Below are 13,433 nucleotides of genomic sequence, written 5' to 3'. Positions count from 1 at the left end.
ATCACTGACCCGGCGGACTCTGCTCCGGACGATTCCCAGGCCTGGGCAGACCCTTGAATATGTCATCCACAAAGCGCGTCAGAAGACCAAGGGCCTGTTTCACATCCTGAAGTTCGGCCTTCAAGCGGGCGATTTCCAGTTTTTCTGGCTCCGTATCGTCGAAGATTTCGCCACCCTCCTCCCTCAAGATGGCGATTTCCTTTTTAAGATTCCTGATCTCCTCGTTCCGTGTGCGCAGCATATGCCCGAGCCATTCGATTTCATCCCTGAGGGTTCCCACTTCATTTTCAAGCGTGTGATCCGGGACTCCTTTTGCCTTGTCACTCGCCACCACCAGCGATTCCAGCCACGAGCCCAGGGTCCCTCCGGCCAGCCGTGAGGCCATGCGCAGCGAAGCCAGAGCCAGCTCGGGATTATGACTTTCCGCCAGCTTCAGCGTCTCAATGATTTTGAATGTTGTCTTGTCCATCCGCCTTGTCCTGCATGTTCAGGTTATGTGGATATTCACGGAATTCAAAAAGCCCGGTTCGTATATCAAGATGGGCTGTGCGGATATTTCCTTCTGCCGCAAGATTCAACGAGGGATCGTGTGCCTCCATGGGCCGTTGGAGAGGATTCCTATGCGCATGAATCTGAAACTGTCCAGGCATGGCCGACGCCGTAAACGATTCATCGACGTCAGCATGAAACGGCCCGGCTCCGAGTATCAGATCATCTGCACTCAGGAGCCCAAGAATCTCCGGATGAAAAGGTCTGGGCAGGCCTCCATGTGTGATCCAGATCTGACGATCGTGAAGCTGCAGAAGGATGGCCTCATGACAGTGATCAAGAAAACGGCGCATAACCTCCGCGTCGATGCCAGCGGCAGCCAGATCCGCCAGGATTTTTGCCGGAGTATCCAGGGACAATCCCTGAAGATGGGTGCGCAGGGCACGCTCAAGGTGTCCCTCACAGAGCAGCCAGGGCTGCTCCGTACTTTGAAACCAGCGCACCAGCTCCGCATTATCAGGCCCATGCCCCAGGACATCTCCCGTAAACACAAAAAGATCCTCGGGGCCGGCATCCCGCAGGCGCTCGCGCAGGGGAGCTACGCAACCGTGCAGATCGCCGAACCAGGAAATTCCTGCCGGCGGGCGTGATCGCAGATCCAAGGTCAAAGGTCTCAGGCGCGAAACCATTTCATCCGGCGTGATGACGTCCAGCCAGTCGGGAGCTTCGAAAGTCGCAAGCAAAGCGGCAAAACCCTGCATCACATCCTCGGGCACGCGTCTCATCTCCTCGCGCTGCTGATTCCGCTGCCGACAGATTTCAAACGGCACAGCCCCGAACGAAATCAGATAAGACCGGTATCCATAGCGGCTCACCAGCTTGCGATAGGGTTTGAGGGATTCCCGGGTCAAATGCGTGGCGTCGATGAATGTGGTCGAGCCGTTGCGCATGCGCTGATTCAGGCAGTCCAGAAGAAAGCGCCAGACGTGGCCGCCCATCCTTTGCGAAATCTCCAATGTGCCATCCACCTTGAGACGCGGGGCAGACAGCATGAGGCGTATGGCATCACTCGACAGGGTGTGATCCTGCACACCATGAGCGGTGATCCACGTGCTTTTGCCCGAACCAGGCAGTCCCTGGAGAAGAAACAGTTTTCGCATCAGCAGCCTCCAGGGCCACCATAAACCGCCTTTTTTGAGCAGGCAACAAGCGATTCATCCAGGAATTTCCGTGGGTATGACCCCCCGTTTTTGAATTCATACAGAAAAGACTCAATCCCGCCGCGATTCAACCGATCCATTGCTTACAAACTGCGCATCCTATTGGCTTTCACTCCACTGAGAGAAAAGCATGCTACGAATTTACCGACTTGGTCTATTCCTGTGTTGCCTGACCGCGTGCGCGGAAAAGCACACATCCTTCAGGCATTCATCGGCAAGAATTTCAGCGGATGCGGCCTCGGTGCCTCCTGATCCCGTCGCCTCGCTCACACCGACACCTGTCCCCGCGCTCAGCTTTCAGTCGACCAAGGCCGACTTTCGACCTCTCAGCAAAATCGAAATCCAGAACTCACTCCAGGATATCCTGCGTTTGCCGGAGCCCCTGGAGTTGAATGGATTCCTCGAGCAATCCAGCAAATCGCAAATTTTCCGCAATTCCTATAACATTCTCAACGATTCCTCCAGTCTCGCGGGACTCAGTCGGGACATCAACGCTCTCCTCGACAACCTGAACTGGGCCCAGCTATCCACCGCTTCGGTGCAATGCGATGCCCTGGCTTCAGCGGATTGTCGGACAACCCTTCTCGAAAGACTGGCAGTTCATGCCTGGCGCCGGCCGCTCGATCCCGCGGAACGGGAGACTTTGATCCGGCAATCCGCAGACATTTCCAAACTGCCCGCAACCGTGCAGACCGGGGCTCTGGCCCACATTGCAGGGCAAATCTTTTTTGATCCGCGTTTTCTCTTTCGCATGGAACTCGGCGTGGATGCGACGGCCCCCTCCTATGCGCTGGCACCCTGGGAAAAACTCAGCGCCATTTCCTATAACCTGACGCATCGACCGCCCACATTCGAGCAGATCCAGACTCTGGCTGAGTTTGAAGATGATCCCACACGCTTTGCTCAGTTGATTGATCAGCTCATCGAGACACCAGCCCTGGCAGCCTCGCTGTCCGGCATGATCAGTCAGTGGCTTATGTACTATGGGCTTGAGGGCATGGACGTTCAGGGCGATCCGAACTGGTCGGCACAGAAGGCCAAGGAACAGCTGGCCGCGGCGGAGCAGTTCATTGCCACGACCCTATTGCAGGAGGGCACGTTGCGTTCCCTCTTCACCAGGGTCAATCCTGAGAACAATGGCTTCGGGCTATTTGCGAGCAAGGCGTTTTTAACGTCGACGAGCAAAAATGGTCAGGCCTCCATGATCATTCGGGGCGTCCGAATCATTCGCAATGCCCTCTGCCAGGGCATGGGGCCACCTCCGGGAACGCTCGAAGCTGCGCCGCCGAAGGATCTTTCGCCCATGGATCCCAATTACGACATCAAGCTCAGTCTGATGCATGGAGCACGCCCCGCCTGTGTGGGTTGTCATCGACTCATTGATCCGGCCGGCCTCGCCCTTCATGCCTTCGACGGATTTGGTGTGCAGACCGATGCGATGGTGGATTTGAGCGCCCTTGGCATCGCTTCGCAGGTCACCGTTGCCCTCGGCGGCCAGCGTGAATCGATAGCCACGGCATCCGCCAAGGAATTTGCGGAAAGCATCGCCAACTCCACGACGTTCGCCCGTTGTTTTTCGCGGAATGCTCTGCGCTATATTTTAGGGCGTGACCTTGCGGAAGATGAGCTGGCGACGGCCGATATCCTTGCGGAAAGGCATCTCATGGCTCAGGCGCCGGACAAGGAAAGTCTGACGAATTTTTTTCGGGAAATCATGACATCCGATACGGTTTACATGCGGGTTCGCTGATGGGGAGCAGGGAAATTTCATGAGTCAACATTTGCGTCTGTCACGGCGATCCATTCTGAAAAGCATAGGCGGTCTGGCCGTCTCCCTGCCGTTGGCGCGCAGCCTGGCGATGGCACAGAGTGAAACGACCAACGGTCCTTTCAAGCGGGTGGTTTTCATCTGCGGTGAATCGGGTGCATCGAGCCTTTGGTGGCGCCCGCGCGGCGGAGAAAAGGACTTCGATATTGAATTTGATGGAGCCGTACTCAAGCCGCTGGCTCCACTTCGGTCCAAGCTTCTCATCCTCAACGGTGTTGGGAATTTTGCAGCCGCCTTTGGGGTGGAAAATCATGAAGCACGTGCCACCACGTTTACCGCCTGGGCCAACTCAAAACCTGGCGAACCGAATTTTGCCCGCGGTCCCTCGGTGGATCGCGCCATCATCCGCGAGCTGCAGGAAACGCGGCCCCTTTATGCGGCCATCGGCGGGGATGGGGGACCGGGAAGCGAATACTATTATGCCGGCCCTGGTTATCCCATCGGTGCCGTGGGCACGCCCATTCGCATCTTTAATGCTCTGTTCGCGGATTACAATCCACCGCCGCAGAATACAGAGGAGCTGGCTCTGCAGGAGTTCCGTCGTTCGCTGCTCCAGCAGCAGGTCGCCGATGCCAGCCTCTTGCGTCAGCGTCTCGGGTCGGAGGCGCAGGCCAGACTCGACCAGTATCTCATGACGCTTCAGGGCCATCTGGATTCCCTGACGCTTAAACCCGTGCCGCTGCCTCCGATTCCGACGCCCATGAAACCAGCCCGGAATCCTGACTACAAAACGCCCATTCCCATCACGGGGCCTTATGATCTTTACACCAGGGATCTGGATCTGATCGCGGATGGTCTTATTCTGGGACTGACCCAGGTCGCCTGTTTGAAAATCCATCATGGTATCGTCGAGGATGGTTTCGTTGGCAAACCGGTGGATACCTATGATCCCAACGGCACGAAAATGGGTTCCATGCTGATCAGCGATTACCATCAGCACGTGGCTCATGCGCAGCTCGTGGGCGATCGCTTTTCCAACCTGTCCCCAAATCTCATGGCGCGTGATGTCCATACCGTGGTCGCCAAGGCCGTGGCCCGGTTCCTCATGCGCCTTGATGCAGTGCGGGAAGTGGATGGCTCGACCGTGCTCGACAATACGCTGGTCGTCTGGACCACGCAGATGGGTGACCAGGCCACGCACTTCAGCGGTCGTCTGCCCTATGTTCTGGCCGGCGGACTGGGAGAAAAAATGGGGACATTTAAAATGGGTCGCTTCGTGGACTACGTACCCGGTGGCATTCAGGGAGCCGCGGAACTCCGGGCGATGAACTGTGCCGTGCCTCATCATCTTTTACTCAACAGCATCCAAAGAACGTTTGGTGTCCAGCAGGACATCTTTGGCGAAAACCTGGACCCCTCCCGCTGCATGGGATATTTGCCGCGTGCCACAGGTTGATCCTGATTAAACCGGAACAGGGATCACAATGCTGATCGCCACCGCTGGGCTTTTTTTCAGATTACGATAGCCATGCGGTTGATGACCCGGAAACGCGAGCACATCCCCTTTCCTGACGACAAGATTCTCGCCTGCCACGTGCACGACAACCTCACCCTGAAGCACGGTCATGTATTCCTTGGTTCCGTTCAAATGCGGCTGCCCACCCATGGCGGACTCAGGTTCAAATTCCATGCGATCAATGGCAATCCCACGAAACTTGTCCGGCAGCAGCTTATGGATACGCACCAGCCCTCCGCTGCGAACCTGAACCGGCACCTTTTCCGCAGGAATCAGCGAGGTCTGCGAACGTGGACGGGACAGGAGTTCCTCGATACCCACGCCCAGCGCGGCAGCCACGCGCAAGAGGTTGACCAGCGAAGGGTTTCCATCGCCCGACTCAATATGCGTCAGCGTCGAACGCGGAATGCCCGCCATCTGAGCAAGTTGCTGCTGACTCAGATTTTTCCGGCTGCGTAGTTCATTGATATTTCTGGAAAGATAAAGAGGAACCCTATCAAGTTCATCCATGCCACAACCTCCTTGCCATCTCATAACCTGGCCCTTGGCCAATATATTGACCATTTTGTCGACATAATGTCCAGTGCGAACGATAACACGGAGGAAGGCGCCTGTTGCGCCATGAAAGGGAATCAATCATGAAAAAGAATATTGTCATAACAGGTGGAACATCCGGTTTAGGAAAAGCCCTGGCTATCCAGTATTATGAGGCCGGAGCGCGCGTCGCGATTCTGGCCCGCAACGCCACACGCATCGAAGAGATGATCCGTCACCATCCGGGCATGATCGGACTTCCCGTCGATATCAGCCGGAAGGAGGCCATCCACCCGGCGGTCGGGGAAATTCACGCGAAGCTTGGCACGGTGGATATCCTCTTCAATGTTGCCAGTTCTCTGGGCCCAAGCCCGCTGCGGCTGCTCGTCGATACCGACTGCGAGGATTTCGAGGAGGCTCTGCAGACCAATCTGCTTGGGCCCTTCCGTTTCACCAAAGCACTCCTGCCGTCGATGCTTCTGCGGGAGCAGGGTGTGGTCGTGAATATTTCCAGCGATGCCGCGGTCCAGGCTTATCCACGCTGGGGGGCATACGGTGTTTCCAAAGCCGCGCTGGATCATCTCACGCGGATTTTTCAGGTTGAACTGGAATCGCAGGGTCTGCATTTTTTGGCGATTGATCCGGGCGACATGCGAACACCGCTTCACTTTGCAGCCGTGCCGGATGCGGATCCTGATCAGCTGCGCGACCCGCGTGATTCCGCACGTCGCATCATTCAGCTCATTGCGGACAAACAATTTCAGGAAGTGAGGACATCCGTATGATACCGGCACGACACTCGCAAAGACGGCTCGGCAAAACACGGCTCATGGTTCTTGGTCAGCACCAGCCTCCTCAGCATGAACTCGTGGAAGATCTGCCTGCGATCCTTAAACCGTTCGATCTTCTTATCGTGAATCGCTCGGCGACTCTGCCCTCCAGCTTTCACGGTCGAGTGGAGCGAACAGGAGAGGCTCTTGAAATACGTCTCGCCTCCTTTCAAGGGCCTCTGGCCGAAGGTTTACGCGACTGGGCCGCCTTTTCCTTTGGGGCAGGCGACTGGCGGATGGCCACGGAGGAACGTGGACCGCCGCCCCCTCTGCAAAAGGAGGATAGGATCATTTTCGGCCCTGATCTTGCCGCAGAAATTCTCTCTGTAACAGAGGGCCGACTGCTGCATATTCGCTTTCAAGGTCCTCATCTGGAACAGAGTCTTTACCATTATGGACAACCTATTCAGTATTCCTATCTGAAGCAAGCGCTGGCGATCTGGGATCAGCAGACGCTCTTCGCGGGACCGCCCATTTCCACCGAGCCGCCCAGCGCCGCTTTCCCCTTCAGCTGGGATCTTGTTTTGCAGCTCAAAAAGCGCGGCATCCATCTGGCGACGGTTCTGCACGGAGCGGGGCTTTCCAGTACAGGATCCGAGCGTCTGGATGAGCTTCTGCCTTTGCCCGAGTCTTATGAAGTGCCATGGGAAACGCTCAGGAAAGTCCAGGAAACAAAGGCCCGGGGAGGCCGTGTCATCGCCCTGGGCACCAGTGCCTTGCGAGCTTTGGAATCCGCATTTCAGGTTGATGATTTCTCCAGGCACCGCGGGATGACCACCCTCCGCCTCGGAGCATCCATGCGACCGCGGATCACGCAGGGTTTGATCACGGGTATGCATGAGCTCGGGACGAGTCACCGGCAGCTTTTGACAGCATTTCTGCCGGAAAAAATGTTGGCGGCGGGCTTTGCTGAGGCCGAGCGCAAGCACTATCGCAGTCATGAGTATGGCGATCTCTGCCTTCTCATTTCTGACTGAAATTCCCGTGCCTCCTTTGTTTGACATCCACTTGATCCCGCTGCTAAAAGGAACACTCCGCGTGAATCAAGTGGGCTCATCATTCCGATACCAGGAGGTATGTATGTCACAGCTGAATTTCCTGCCCTGGTCATCCGTTCCTCTTTCCCAGGCAACACTCCATGAGAATCTTCCGGCTGTGCTCGATAATCATAAGTTTCGCTGGGCTTCGTCGCGCCGTGATACGCAGGCCTTTGCCGCTGAGCACGGTTCCGCTCTTCGCGCGCATCTGGCGACAACAGGCTGTGTGCTCCTTCGCGGCTTTCCTGTGGACGGGGCTCAGGACTTCGAAAGTCTCCTGGACGGCCTGCAGATTCCTCTGGGCGATAGTTATGAAGGGGGAGTCAGTCCACGCAACGCCGTGACCGGCAGGACGTTTACCTCGACCGATGCCTCAGGATATTTTCTGATCACTCCTCACAATGAAATGTGTTATCTGCCGCAGAGGCCGACCTGCATCGCCTTTTACTGTGAAGTTGAACCGCAGCGTTATGGGGAAACGCCGATCTTCAATTCCAGGGAAACGGCTCGGGAATTGCCGCGCGATCTGACTGAGAAAATGCAGCGGCTCGGTGTTCTGTATCGCCGCTTTACCGCCAAACGTCCCAGCTACTCGAATGTTGAGAAGACTCTGAACCAGACCTTTGGAACCGACGACCGTGTAAAAGTGCAAAGGATCCTGGATAAGCTCCAGGCACGCAGCGAGTGGGATGAGAAAGGCAATCTCGTCTTTGATGTGCACATGCCTGCTTTCGTGCGGCATCCTCAAAGCGGGCAGGACTGCATGAATCTTGTCATCTTCAACAGGTATGCGCACAGCCTGGACACGGCTCTTTTCAAGGATCGGTGGAATCCCTGGAAGCTCTTTATGATCAACGCCGTGATGGGTTACGTGCAGAGTAAGCCGCGTGCTTTCATGAGAACCCTTTGGGGCGACGGAACGGAATTAAGCCGCGAGGAAACGCAAACCCTGCTCCATACCGCGTGGCGGCATTCCGTGCTTTTTCGCTGGAGAAAAGGTGATGTCCTGATCCTCGATAACATCCTTTGGGGCCATGGAAGAATGAATGTTCAAGGACCTAGACGTATTTTGGCTGCACTGGGACACTCGTATGATGTGCATGCGATGACCAGGCCAGCGGTTTCAATGTACGGGCGTGCTTCCTGGTCGGAAGCAGGCCCGGGAGGAGGAAATTACTGAAGCGGAATGGTCACGACAGCTACATCATCGTTGCCATCGGCGCCGGCCCCTTTGAGACCCACGATGACAGCCTTGTCACCAGCCGGTGATACGGCTGCGCCCCAAAGAAAGTCTGCCGTCCCGCCGAAATCGAAAAGGCGCGCGCCTTTTTCCGCGAAGGTGGTATCGGCCTGACCATCAGCATTCAGAATGGCAACCATTCCGTCCGCTGTCTCGGCCGTCGTCCGACCGCCGCCGACGAGCGCGATGCGCCCATCAGGGAGCTGGGTCATGTTACGACCGTTGTCATTGAAGCCAGCGGCATCAACACGGGTATAACCGTTCGAGCCATAAGTGGTGTCGAGGGCGCCCGCAGACGTGATGCGAAGGGACAGAAAGTCCAGGTTTTCCTCGGCTGAGTTACGACCATAGCCCACCGTGACAATGGAATCACCCTGGACCACAGCGGAGTACACTTCGGTTGTCGCCTCAAGAACAGCCTGGCTAAAAATGCCGTTCTCGCCATAGGTCGTGTCCAGAACGCCATTGGCATCAGTGCGGTAAATGACGGGAACCACGACGCTGCCGTCGCGCATGTAGCCTGTTCCCAGGATTTGGCCGCTGGAGAGAACGATGGCGGGCTTGGGCGAAGCGCTGAGATTGCGAATATCCAGGGTGGTTCGACCGGCGGTTCCAAACGTCTCATCCACGACGCCGTCGGCGCTGAGGCGGGTGAGGACAAAATCAGTATCGGTACCGCCGTCACGTTTTGCGGAACCATGGATCAGAAGACGGCCGCTGCTGTCCGTCGTCATGCCGCCAATGTTATCAGCGACAAAGCTTGTGCCGCTCACTTCACCTTCACTCAGATTCAAGGTAACCAGGCCGTCGGTGCCAAAGGTGCTATCCAGGCTGCCGTCGGTATTGAGACGCAAAAGACCAATGTCGCGATCCCGCGTATCGCTCGCTCCGGCATGCTCGATGGTGCCAGCGATGACAATTTTCCCCGAGGATTGGACAACGATGGACCTTGCCACTTCACCTGTGGTTCCGACGATGGCATTGTGAATCGCATAGCCGTCCGTGCCAAAGCTGGTATCCAACTCACCGTCAGACTTGAATTTGGCGACAAGCATTTTGGAATCCGCTGTACTTTCCGTGCTATCCGCCACCGAGCCAGCCGCGTAGTAGTTGCCGGCACTGTCGAACGCGACAGAGAAGAAACGATCATGACCGGTCGCCGATACCGCGAGCACTTTTTGAGTGGGCTCGCCCAGGGTGACCACGGTCGTGGAATTGTTGTCATCAGAATCATCATCACCGCAGCCAGCCAAAACGCCCGCGGCCAGAACCCAACTCAAAGCACCAAGATTTTTAATCATTTTCCCTCTCCTCAGATGTTGAGAGGGCTATGATAACGAAGTTGATAATCAATTTCAAAGATAAAACGGAAGCAAAGTGCGGCGGGAACCGCCTTCGACGGCCCGTTGGACGGTCAGTCGTTAACAAAAACCCCATAAAGAGCCCGCAGGGCTGTCTCGTAATCCTCCGGCATCACACCCACAATGATATTGAGTTCGCTGGCCCCCTGATTGATCAGGCGTACATTCACTTGCGCTTCACGCAGAGCCACGAAGACTTTGGCGGCAATACCGATCGTCTTGGCCATGCCTTCCCCGACCACAGCAATCAACGCGATTTGGGGTTCGAGTTCCAACCGATCGGGGTTCAAGGTGTTGCGGATTTCCTCGAGGACAACTTCGGTCTTGCCTTCCAATTGCGAGGCTTCGACGATGACACTCATGCTGTCGATAGCCGAGGGGCAATGCTCGAAGCTCACACCGTGGCGCTCCAAGACTCCGAACAGGCGGAAGGCAAAGCCCACCTCCTTGTTCATCAGGTTCTTTTCTATATTGATCATCACGAAGTTTTTCTTGCCGGCAATGCCTGCAATCTCCGTGGACTTGTCGATCTCGGGGCTGAGTTTGTTGACGATACGCGTGCCCGGATGATCCGGAGCATTGGTATTTTTGATGGCAATGGGAATGCCGACTTCGCGAACCGGAGAGATGGCCTCATCATGCAGCACCGTCGCGCCCATATAAGAAAGCTCGCGAATTTCCGCGTAAGTGGCTTCCTCCATCGGCTTGGCGTTGGCGACGACGCGAGGATCCGCCATCAGGAGTCCGGACACATCCGTCCAGTTCTCATAAAGTTCAGCTTGCGCGGCTCGCGCGACGATCGCTCCCGAAATATCCGAGCCGCCCCGGGAGAATGTCTTGATATGCCCATTGGCATCGCGCCCATAAAAACCGGGAATGACATAACGCTTGTTCGTGTTCGCCAGGCGTTCGCCGAGCATGCGGTACGTATCCGGATGGACGCCGCCGTTGGCGTTCAGCAGAATGCACTCCTGCGGGTCGATGAATTCCGCACCCAGGTAAGCCGCCATAAGCAGGCCATTCAGATATTCACCTCGCGAGGCGATGTGGTCCTTGCTCACGCCGCGGATGATGGTCTTGTGCAGCTGGTCGAGGTGATCTGCCATGCCGGCCTTCAAGCCCAGAGCCTGCTCGATTTCCAGGAAGCGTTCACTCACCCGTGCAAATACCGGAGTGAAGTCGCTCCCCACGGAAGCGCTCTGCTGGCAGAGGTAGAGCAAATCGGTAAGCTTGGCATCACTCGCCATACGTTTGCCGGGCGCCGAAGGCACCACGATCGTGCGTCGCTGGTCAGCTTCCACGATGGCCCGGACCTTTTTAAACTGGAGGGCATCGGCGAGGCTGGTTCCACCAAACTTACAAACTATGCGCGACATAACTTTCACCTTCGTTCTGTGGACTTCCAGACAGTGGTAACGCTCGTCATTTGCACCAGGTGTCGCAAATTCAGAGCGCGCCGGCCCTTCGGACATGTTCCCCTGCCTCTCGAAGCCAGCTTTGGGGGCTGATTCAGGAAGAGTAGCAGGATTTTATTGATGGCCTTCGGATTAGCAAGTTGAAACAGCTGTGTGCCTCATGCGCCCGAGACGATTGGGTCGCCACGCCAGTTCATGGAGACCCGCAAAGCGGGTTCGTCATTTTCCCTGCCATTAGCTTATAGAGGCCCTTCGAGAACGCCATTATGACACTTTCTGCGACCACTACGTCTGTCTGCAATATTTAGCTGCATGAAACGTCCAGACTGCGTTCGGTGTCCAGCGTTCGAACTGTGAGTCTTTTTCACTTCATTTCAAAGATATTTCAAATGACCAGGAGAGTTACACCATGTCCTACAAACACCTTTTGTCTGTGAGTCTTTTCATCAGCATCCTGCAAGGCTGTGGCGATACACCGGACGAAAAAAAGCTGAAGCGCAAGAACAATGAATTGCGCCGGCAAAATAATGAACTGACCATCACCCAAGATCAAACCCAGGCCGAGCGTGATGCCGCTGTCACGGAACTTGAAAAAGCGCGCCAGGATCTGAGCAAGGCTCAGGAAGACAAAGCCGCGGCCGAACAAGCCAAAACAAAACTCGAAGCTGACCTGACGGCCAAACAAAAGGTGGCCTCTGACCTCAATACCCAACTCAAAGCCAAAGAAGCCATGATTGCGGAAAAGGAAGCGCAGATCGCCGATCTACGTTCCAGCACGACCGCCGGCAGTGCGGAAGCTGCTGAACTGAAAACCAAACTGGCCGCTGCTGAAGAGCAGGCCAAGGCTCTGACGAATGAACGCAATCAGCTCAAGGCTTCTCTTGATCAGGCTCTGGCCGACGTTCAGGCTGCCAAGGCTGAGCTGGATAAGCAGCTGGCCGACAAGGACGCTGTCATCGCCGACAAGGCGAAGGAAATTGAAACTTTGAACGCGACTTTGGCCGCCCTTGGGAACGACCCTGACGTCCTCAAACAACTCGAAAAGGCCCAGGCTGAAATCAATAAACTGAAGACGGAACGTGATGCCTTGAATGAGCAGCTGACGACCGCCCTGGCTCAGGCCAACGAAGCCGCAGCAGCCGCCCAGGCCGAACTCGAAGCCCAGCTCGCGGCCAAGGACAAAATTGTTAAGGACAAGGAAAGCGAGATCGCTGACCTGACTGCGAAGCTGGAAGCCCTTTCCAGCAACCCGGACCTTGAAAGTGCCAGAGCCGAAATCAACAAGTTGAAAGAAGAGCGCGACGCTCTTAAGGCTGCGATCACCCAGGCGGAAGGCGCAGCGCAGGCCGCGGTTCAGGAACTGCAGGCCGCCAAGGCTCGCATTACGGTTCTGGAAGGTCGCGTGGCCAGCATTCTTCAAAAAACATTGGCGGACATCCGTGGCCTTTGGCTCAATGAAACTGAAATATCTGCCATTAACAATAACTTCTGCTACGAGTTTGTTCACGTTGCGACCGATGGCGGCTTTGCTCAAGCCATCGCCTGCAGTGATGGTCAGGTTCAAATCCAGAAACATTCCCTGGATCGCTTCAGTGCCCAGGGTGTGCCGGTACAAAACTCTATCGACTACAATGGAAGTTATGGTTTTGTCATCGACGGTTCAGCCTCGAGCAGCACCTGTCAGGATCCATCCAGCTCGCTTCTGAAGACCGGCAACCGCCTGGTTTTTGAAATGACCCGTCAGGACTTTGGCCGGGGAGGTGGCAGCCTGGTTTCCAGAAACATGGTCGTGGCGAACGCACAAAGTTTCAAAGGCTTCACCAATGCAGCCTTGAATTTTGTCAACAATACCTACGATTATGCGACCCTTACTGTTCTCGCGAATCAGCCTGACGCAAGCGACCTGCTCAAAGCTGCGACCGCTTTCGTTGGAGCCCTGGAAGGGCAAGGCGCGAATATCCGCCTGGGCTGCTTCGATGCAAACGGGGTTTTCACGTCTTCCAACTAATTGAACAGGACATTA

The 13,433-nt window shown here is 55.9% G+C and carries 11 protein-coding genes; 6 read left to right on the top strand and 5 right to left on the bottom strand.

All coding sequences use genetic code 11. The annotated features are described in order from the left end of the window. Position 1: 1 nt before the first annotated feature. Together OLTU_RS23175 and OLTU_RS23170 are read right to left on the bottom strand one after the other, a co-directional pair. Positions 2–469 (bottom strand): hypothetical protein, encoded by a 468-nt coding sequence (locus tag OLTU_RS23175; RefSeq protein ID WP_141735127.1) that lies wholly within the window; start codon positions 467–469, stop codon positions 2–4. Further along, a complete protein-coding gene (locus OLTU_RS23170) occupies positions 441–1,649 on the bottom strand; it encodes an AAA family ATPase (protein WP_141735126.1) in 1,209 nt (402 codons plus the stop codon). The genes OLTU_RS23175 and OLTU_RS23170 overlap by 29 nt, the downstream gene beginning before the upstream one ends. Before the next feature lie 301 nt (positions 1,650–1,950). On the opposite strand from OLTU_RS23170, the gene OLTU_RS23165 reads away from it, so the two are divergent. Both OLTU_RS23165 and OLTU_RS23160 read left to right on the top strand, forming a co-directional pair. Next, positions 1,951–3,459, top strand: coding sequence for a DUF1588 domain-containing protein (locus tag OLTU_RS23165; RefSeq protein ID WP_218110217.1), 1,509 nt, complete (start codon positions 1,951–1,953; stop codon positions 3,457–3,459). 19 nt (positions 3,460–3,478) lie between these two features. Next, positions 3,479–4,933 carry a DUF1552 domain-containing protein gene (locus OLTU_RS23160; RefSeq protein WP_141735124.1) on the top strand — a complete coding sequence of 485 codons (1,455 nt, stop codon included), beginning with the start codon at positions 3,479–3,481 and terminating at the stop codon, positions 4,931–4,933. A gap of 6 nt (positions 4,934–4,939) precedes the next feature. On the opposite strand, the gene OLTU_RS23155 is transcribed toward OLTU_RS23160, so the two are convergent. After that, positions 4,940–5,503: a helix-turn-helix domain-containing protein gene (locus tag OLTU_RS23155; RefSeq protein ID WP_141735123.1), complete on the bottom strand. Its 564-nt coding sequence runs from the start codon at positions 5,501–5,503 to the stop codon at positions 4,940–4,942. 128 nt (positions 5,504–5,631) lie between these two features. On the opposite strand from OLTU_RS23155, the gene OLTU_RS23150 reads away from it, so the two are divergent. The 3 genes from OLTU_RS23150 to OLTU_RS23140 all read left to right on the top strand — a co-directional run bounded on the left by OLTU_RS23150 (position 5,632) and on the right by OLTU_RS23140 (position 8,574). Next, a complete protein-coding gene (locus tag OLTU_RS23150; RefSeq protein WP_141735122.1) occupies positions 5,632–6,312 on the top strand; it encodes an SDR family NAD(P)-dependent oxidoreductase in 681 nt (226 codons plus the stop codon). Continuing rightward, positions 6,309–7,334: an S-adenosylmethionine:tRNA ribosyltransferase-isomerase gene (locus OLTU_RS23145; protein WP_141735121.1), complete on the top strand. Its 1,026-nt coding sequence runs from the start codon at positions 6,309–6,311 to the stop codon at positions 7,332–7,334. Before OLTU_RS23150 ends, OLTU_RS23145 begins: the two co-directional genes overlap by 4 nt. Positions 7,335–7,437: 103 nt before the next feature. Next, positions 7,438–8,574, top strand: coding sequence for a TauD/TfdA family dioxygenase (locus tag OLTU_RS23140; RefSeq protein WP_176736884.1), 1,137 nt, complete (start codon positions 7,438–7,440; stop codon positions 8,572–8,574). Here OLTU_RS23140 and OLTU_RS23135 read toward each other — a convergent pair. Together OLTU_RS23135 and OLTU_RS23130 are read right to left on the bottom strand one after the other, a co-directional pair. After that, positions 8,568–9,935 (bottom strand): NHL repeat-containing protein, encoded by a 1,368-nt coding sequence (locus OLTU_RS23135; RefSeq protein WP_141735119.1) that lies wholly within the window; start codon positions 9,933–9,935, stop codon positions 8,568–8,570. The genes OLTU_RS23140 and OLTU_RS23135 overlap by 7 nt on opposite strands. Before the next feature lie 113 nt (positions 9,936–10,048). Further along, the gene (locus tag OLTU_RS23130) at positions 10,049–11,371 is read right to left on the bottom strand and encodes an aspartate kinase (protein WP_141735118.1); all 1,323 of its coding nucleotides are present in this window, start codon (positions 11,369–11,371) and stop codon (positions 10,049–10,051) included. A gap of 448 nt (positions 11,372–11,819) precedes the next feature. Here OLTU_RS23130 and OLTU_RS23125 point away from each other — a divergent pair, with 448 nt between their 5' ends. After that, a complete protein-coding gene (locus OLTU_RS23125) occupies positions 11,820–13,418 on the top strand; it encodes a coiled-coil domain-containing protein (protein ID WP_141735117.1) in 1,599 nt (532 codons plus the stop codon). Positions 13,419–13,433: the final 15 nt, after the last annotated feature.

Source organism: Oligoflexus tunisiensis, from assembly GCF_001748245.1.
Taxonomy (GTDB): domain Bacteria; phylum Bdellovibrionota_B; class Oligoflexia; order Oligoflexales; family Oligoflexaceae; genus Oligoflexus; species Oligoflexus tunisiensis.
This window is presented reverse-complemented; position numbering and strand designations above follow the sequence as displayed.

What these genes read in the sequence shown, in the direction of transcription:
- OLTU_RS23145 (WP_141735121.1), top strand. Translation starts at nt 6,309, where the DNA reads ATGATACCGGCACGACACTCGCAAAGACGGCTCGGCAAAACACGGCTC.
- OLTU_RS23170 (WP_141735126.1), bottom strand. Translation starts at nt 1,649, where the DNA reads ATGCGAAAACTGTTTCTTCTCCAGGGACTGCCTGGTTCGGGCAAAAGC.
- OLTU_RS23175 (WP_141735127.1), bottom strand. Translation starts at nt 469, where the DNA reads ATGGACAAGACAACATTCAAAATCATTGAGACGCTGAAGCTGGCGGAA.
- OLTU_RS23140 (WP_176736884.1), top strand. Translation starts at nt 7,438, where the DNA reads ATGTCACAGCTGAATTTCCTGCCCTGGTCATCCGTTCCTCTTTCCCAG.
- OLTU_RS23160 (WP_141735124.1), top strand. Translation starts at nt 3,479, where the DNA reads ATGAGTCAACATTTGCGTCTGTCACGGCGATCCATTCTGAAAAGCATA.
- OLTU_RS23150 (WP_141735122.1), top strand. Translation starts at nt 5,632, where the DNA reads ATGAAAAAGAATATTGTCATAACAGGTGGAACATCCGGTTTAGGAAAA.
- OLTU_RS23135 (WP_141735119.1), bottom strand. Translation starts at nt 9,935, where the DNA reads ATGATTAAAAATCTTGGTGCTTTGAGTTGGGTTCTGGCCGCGGGCGTT.
- OLTU_RS23125 (WP_141735117.1), top strand. Translation starts at nt 11,820, where the DNA reads ATGTCCTACAAACACCTTTTGTCTGTGAGTCTTTTCATCAGCATCCTG.
- OLTU_RS23155 (WP_141735123.1), bottom strand. Translation starts at nt 5,503, where the DNA reads ATGGATGAACTTGATAGGGTTCCTCTTTATCTTTCCAGAAATATCAAT.
- OLTU_RS23130 (WP_141735118.1), bottom strand. Translation starts at nt 11,371, where the DNA reads ATGTCGCGCATAGTTTGTAAGTTTGGTGGAACCAGCCTCGCCGATGCC.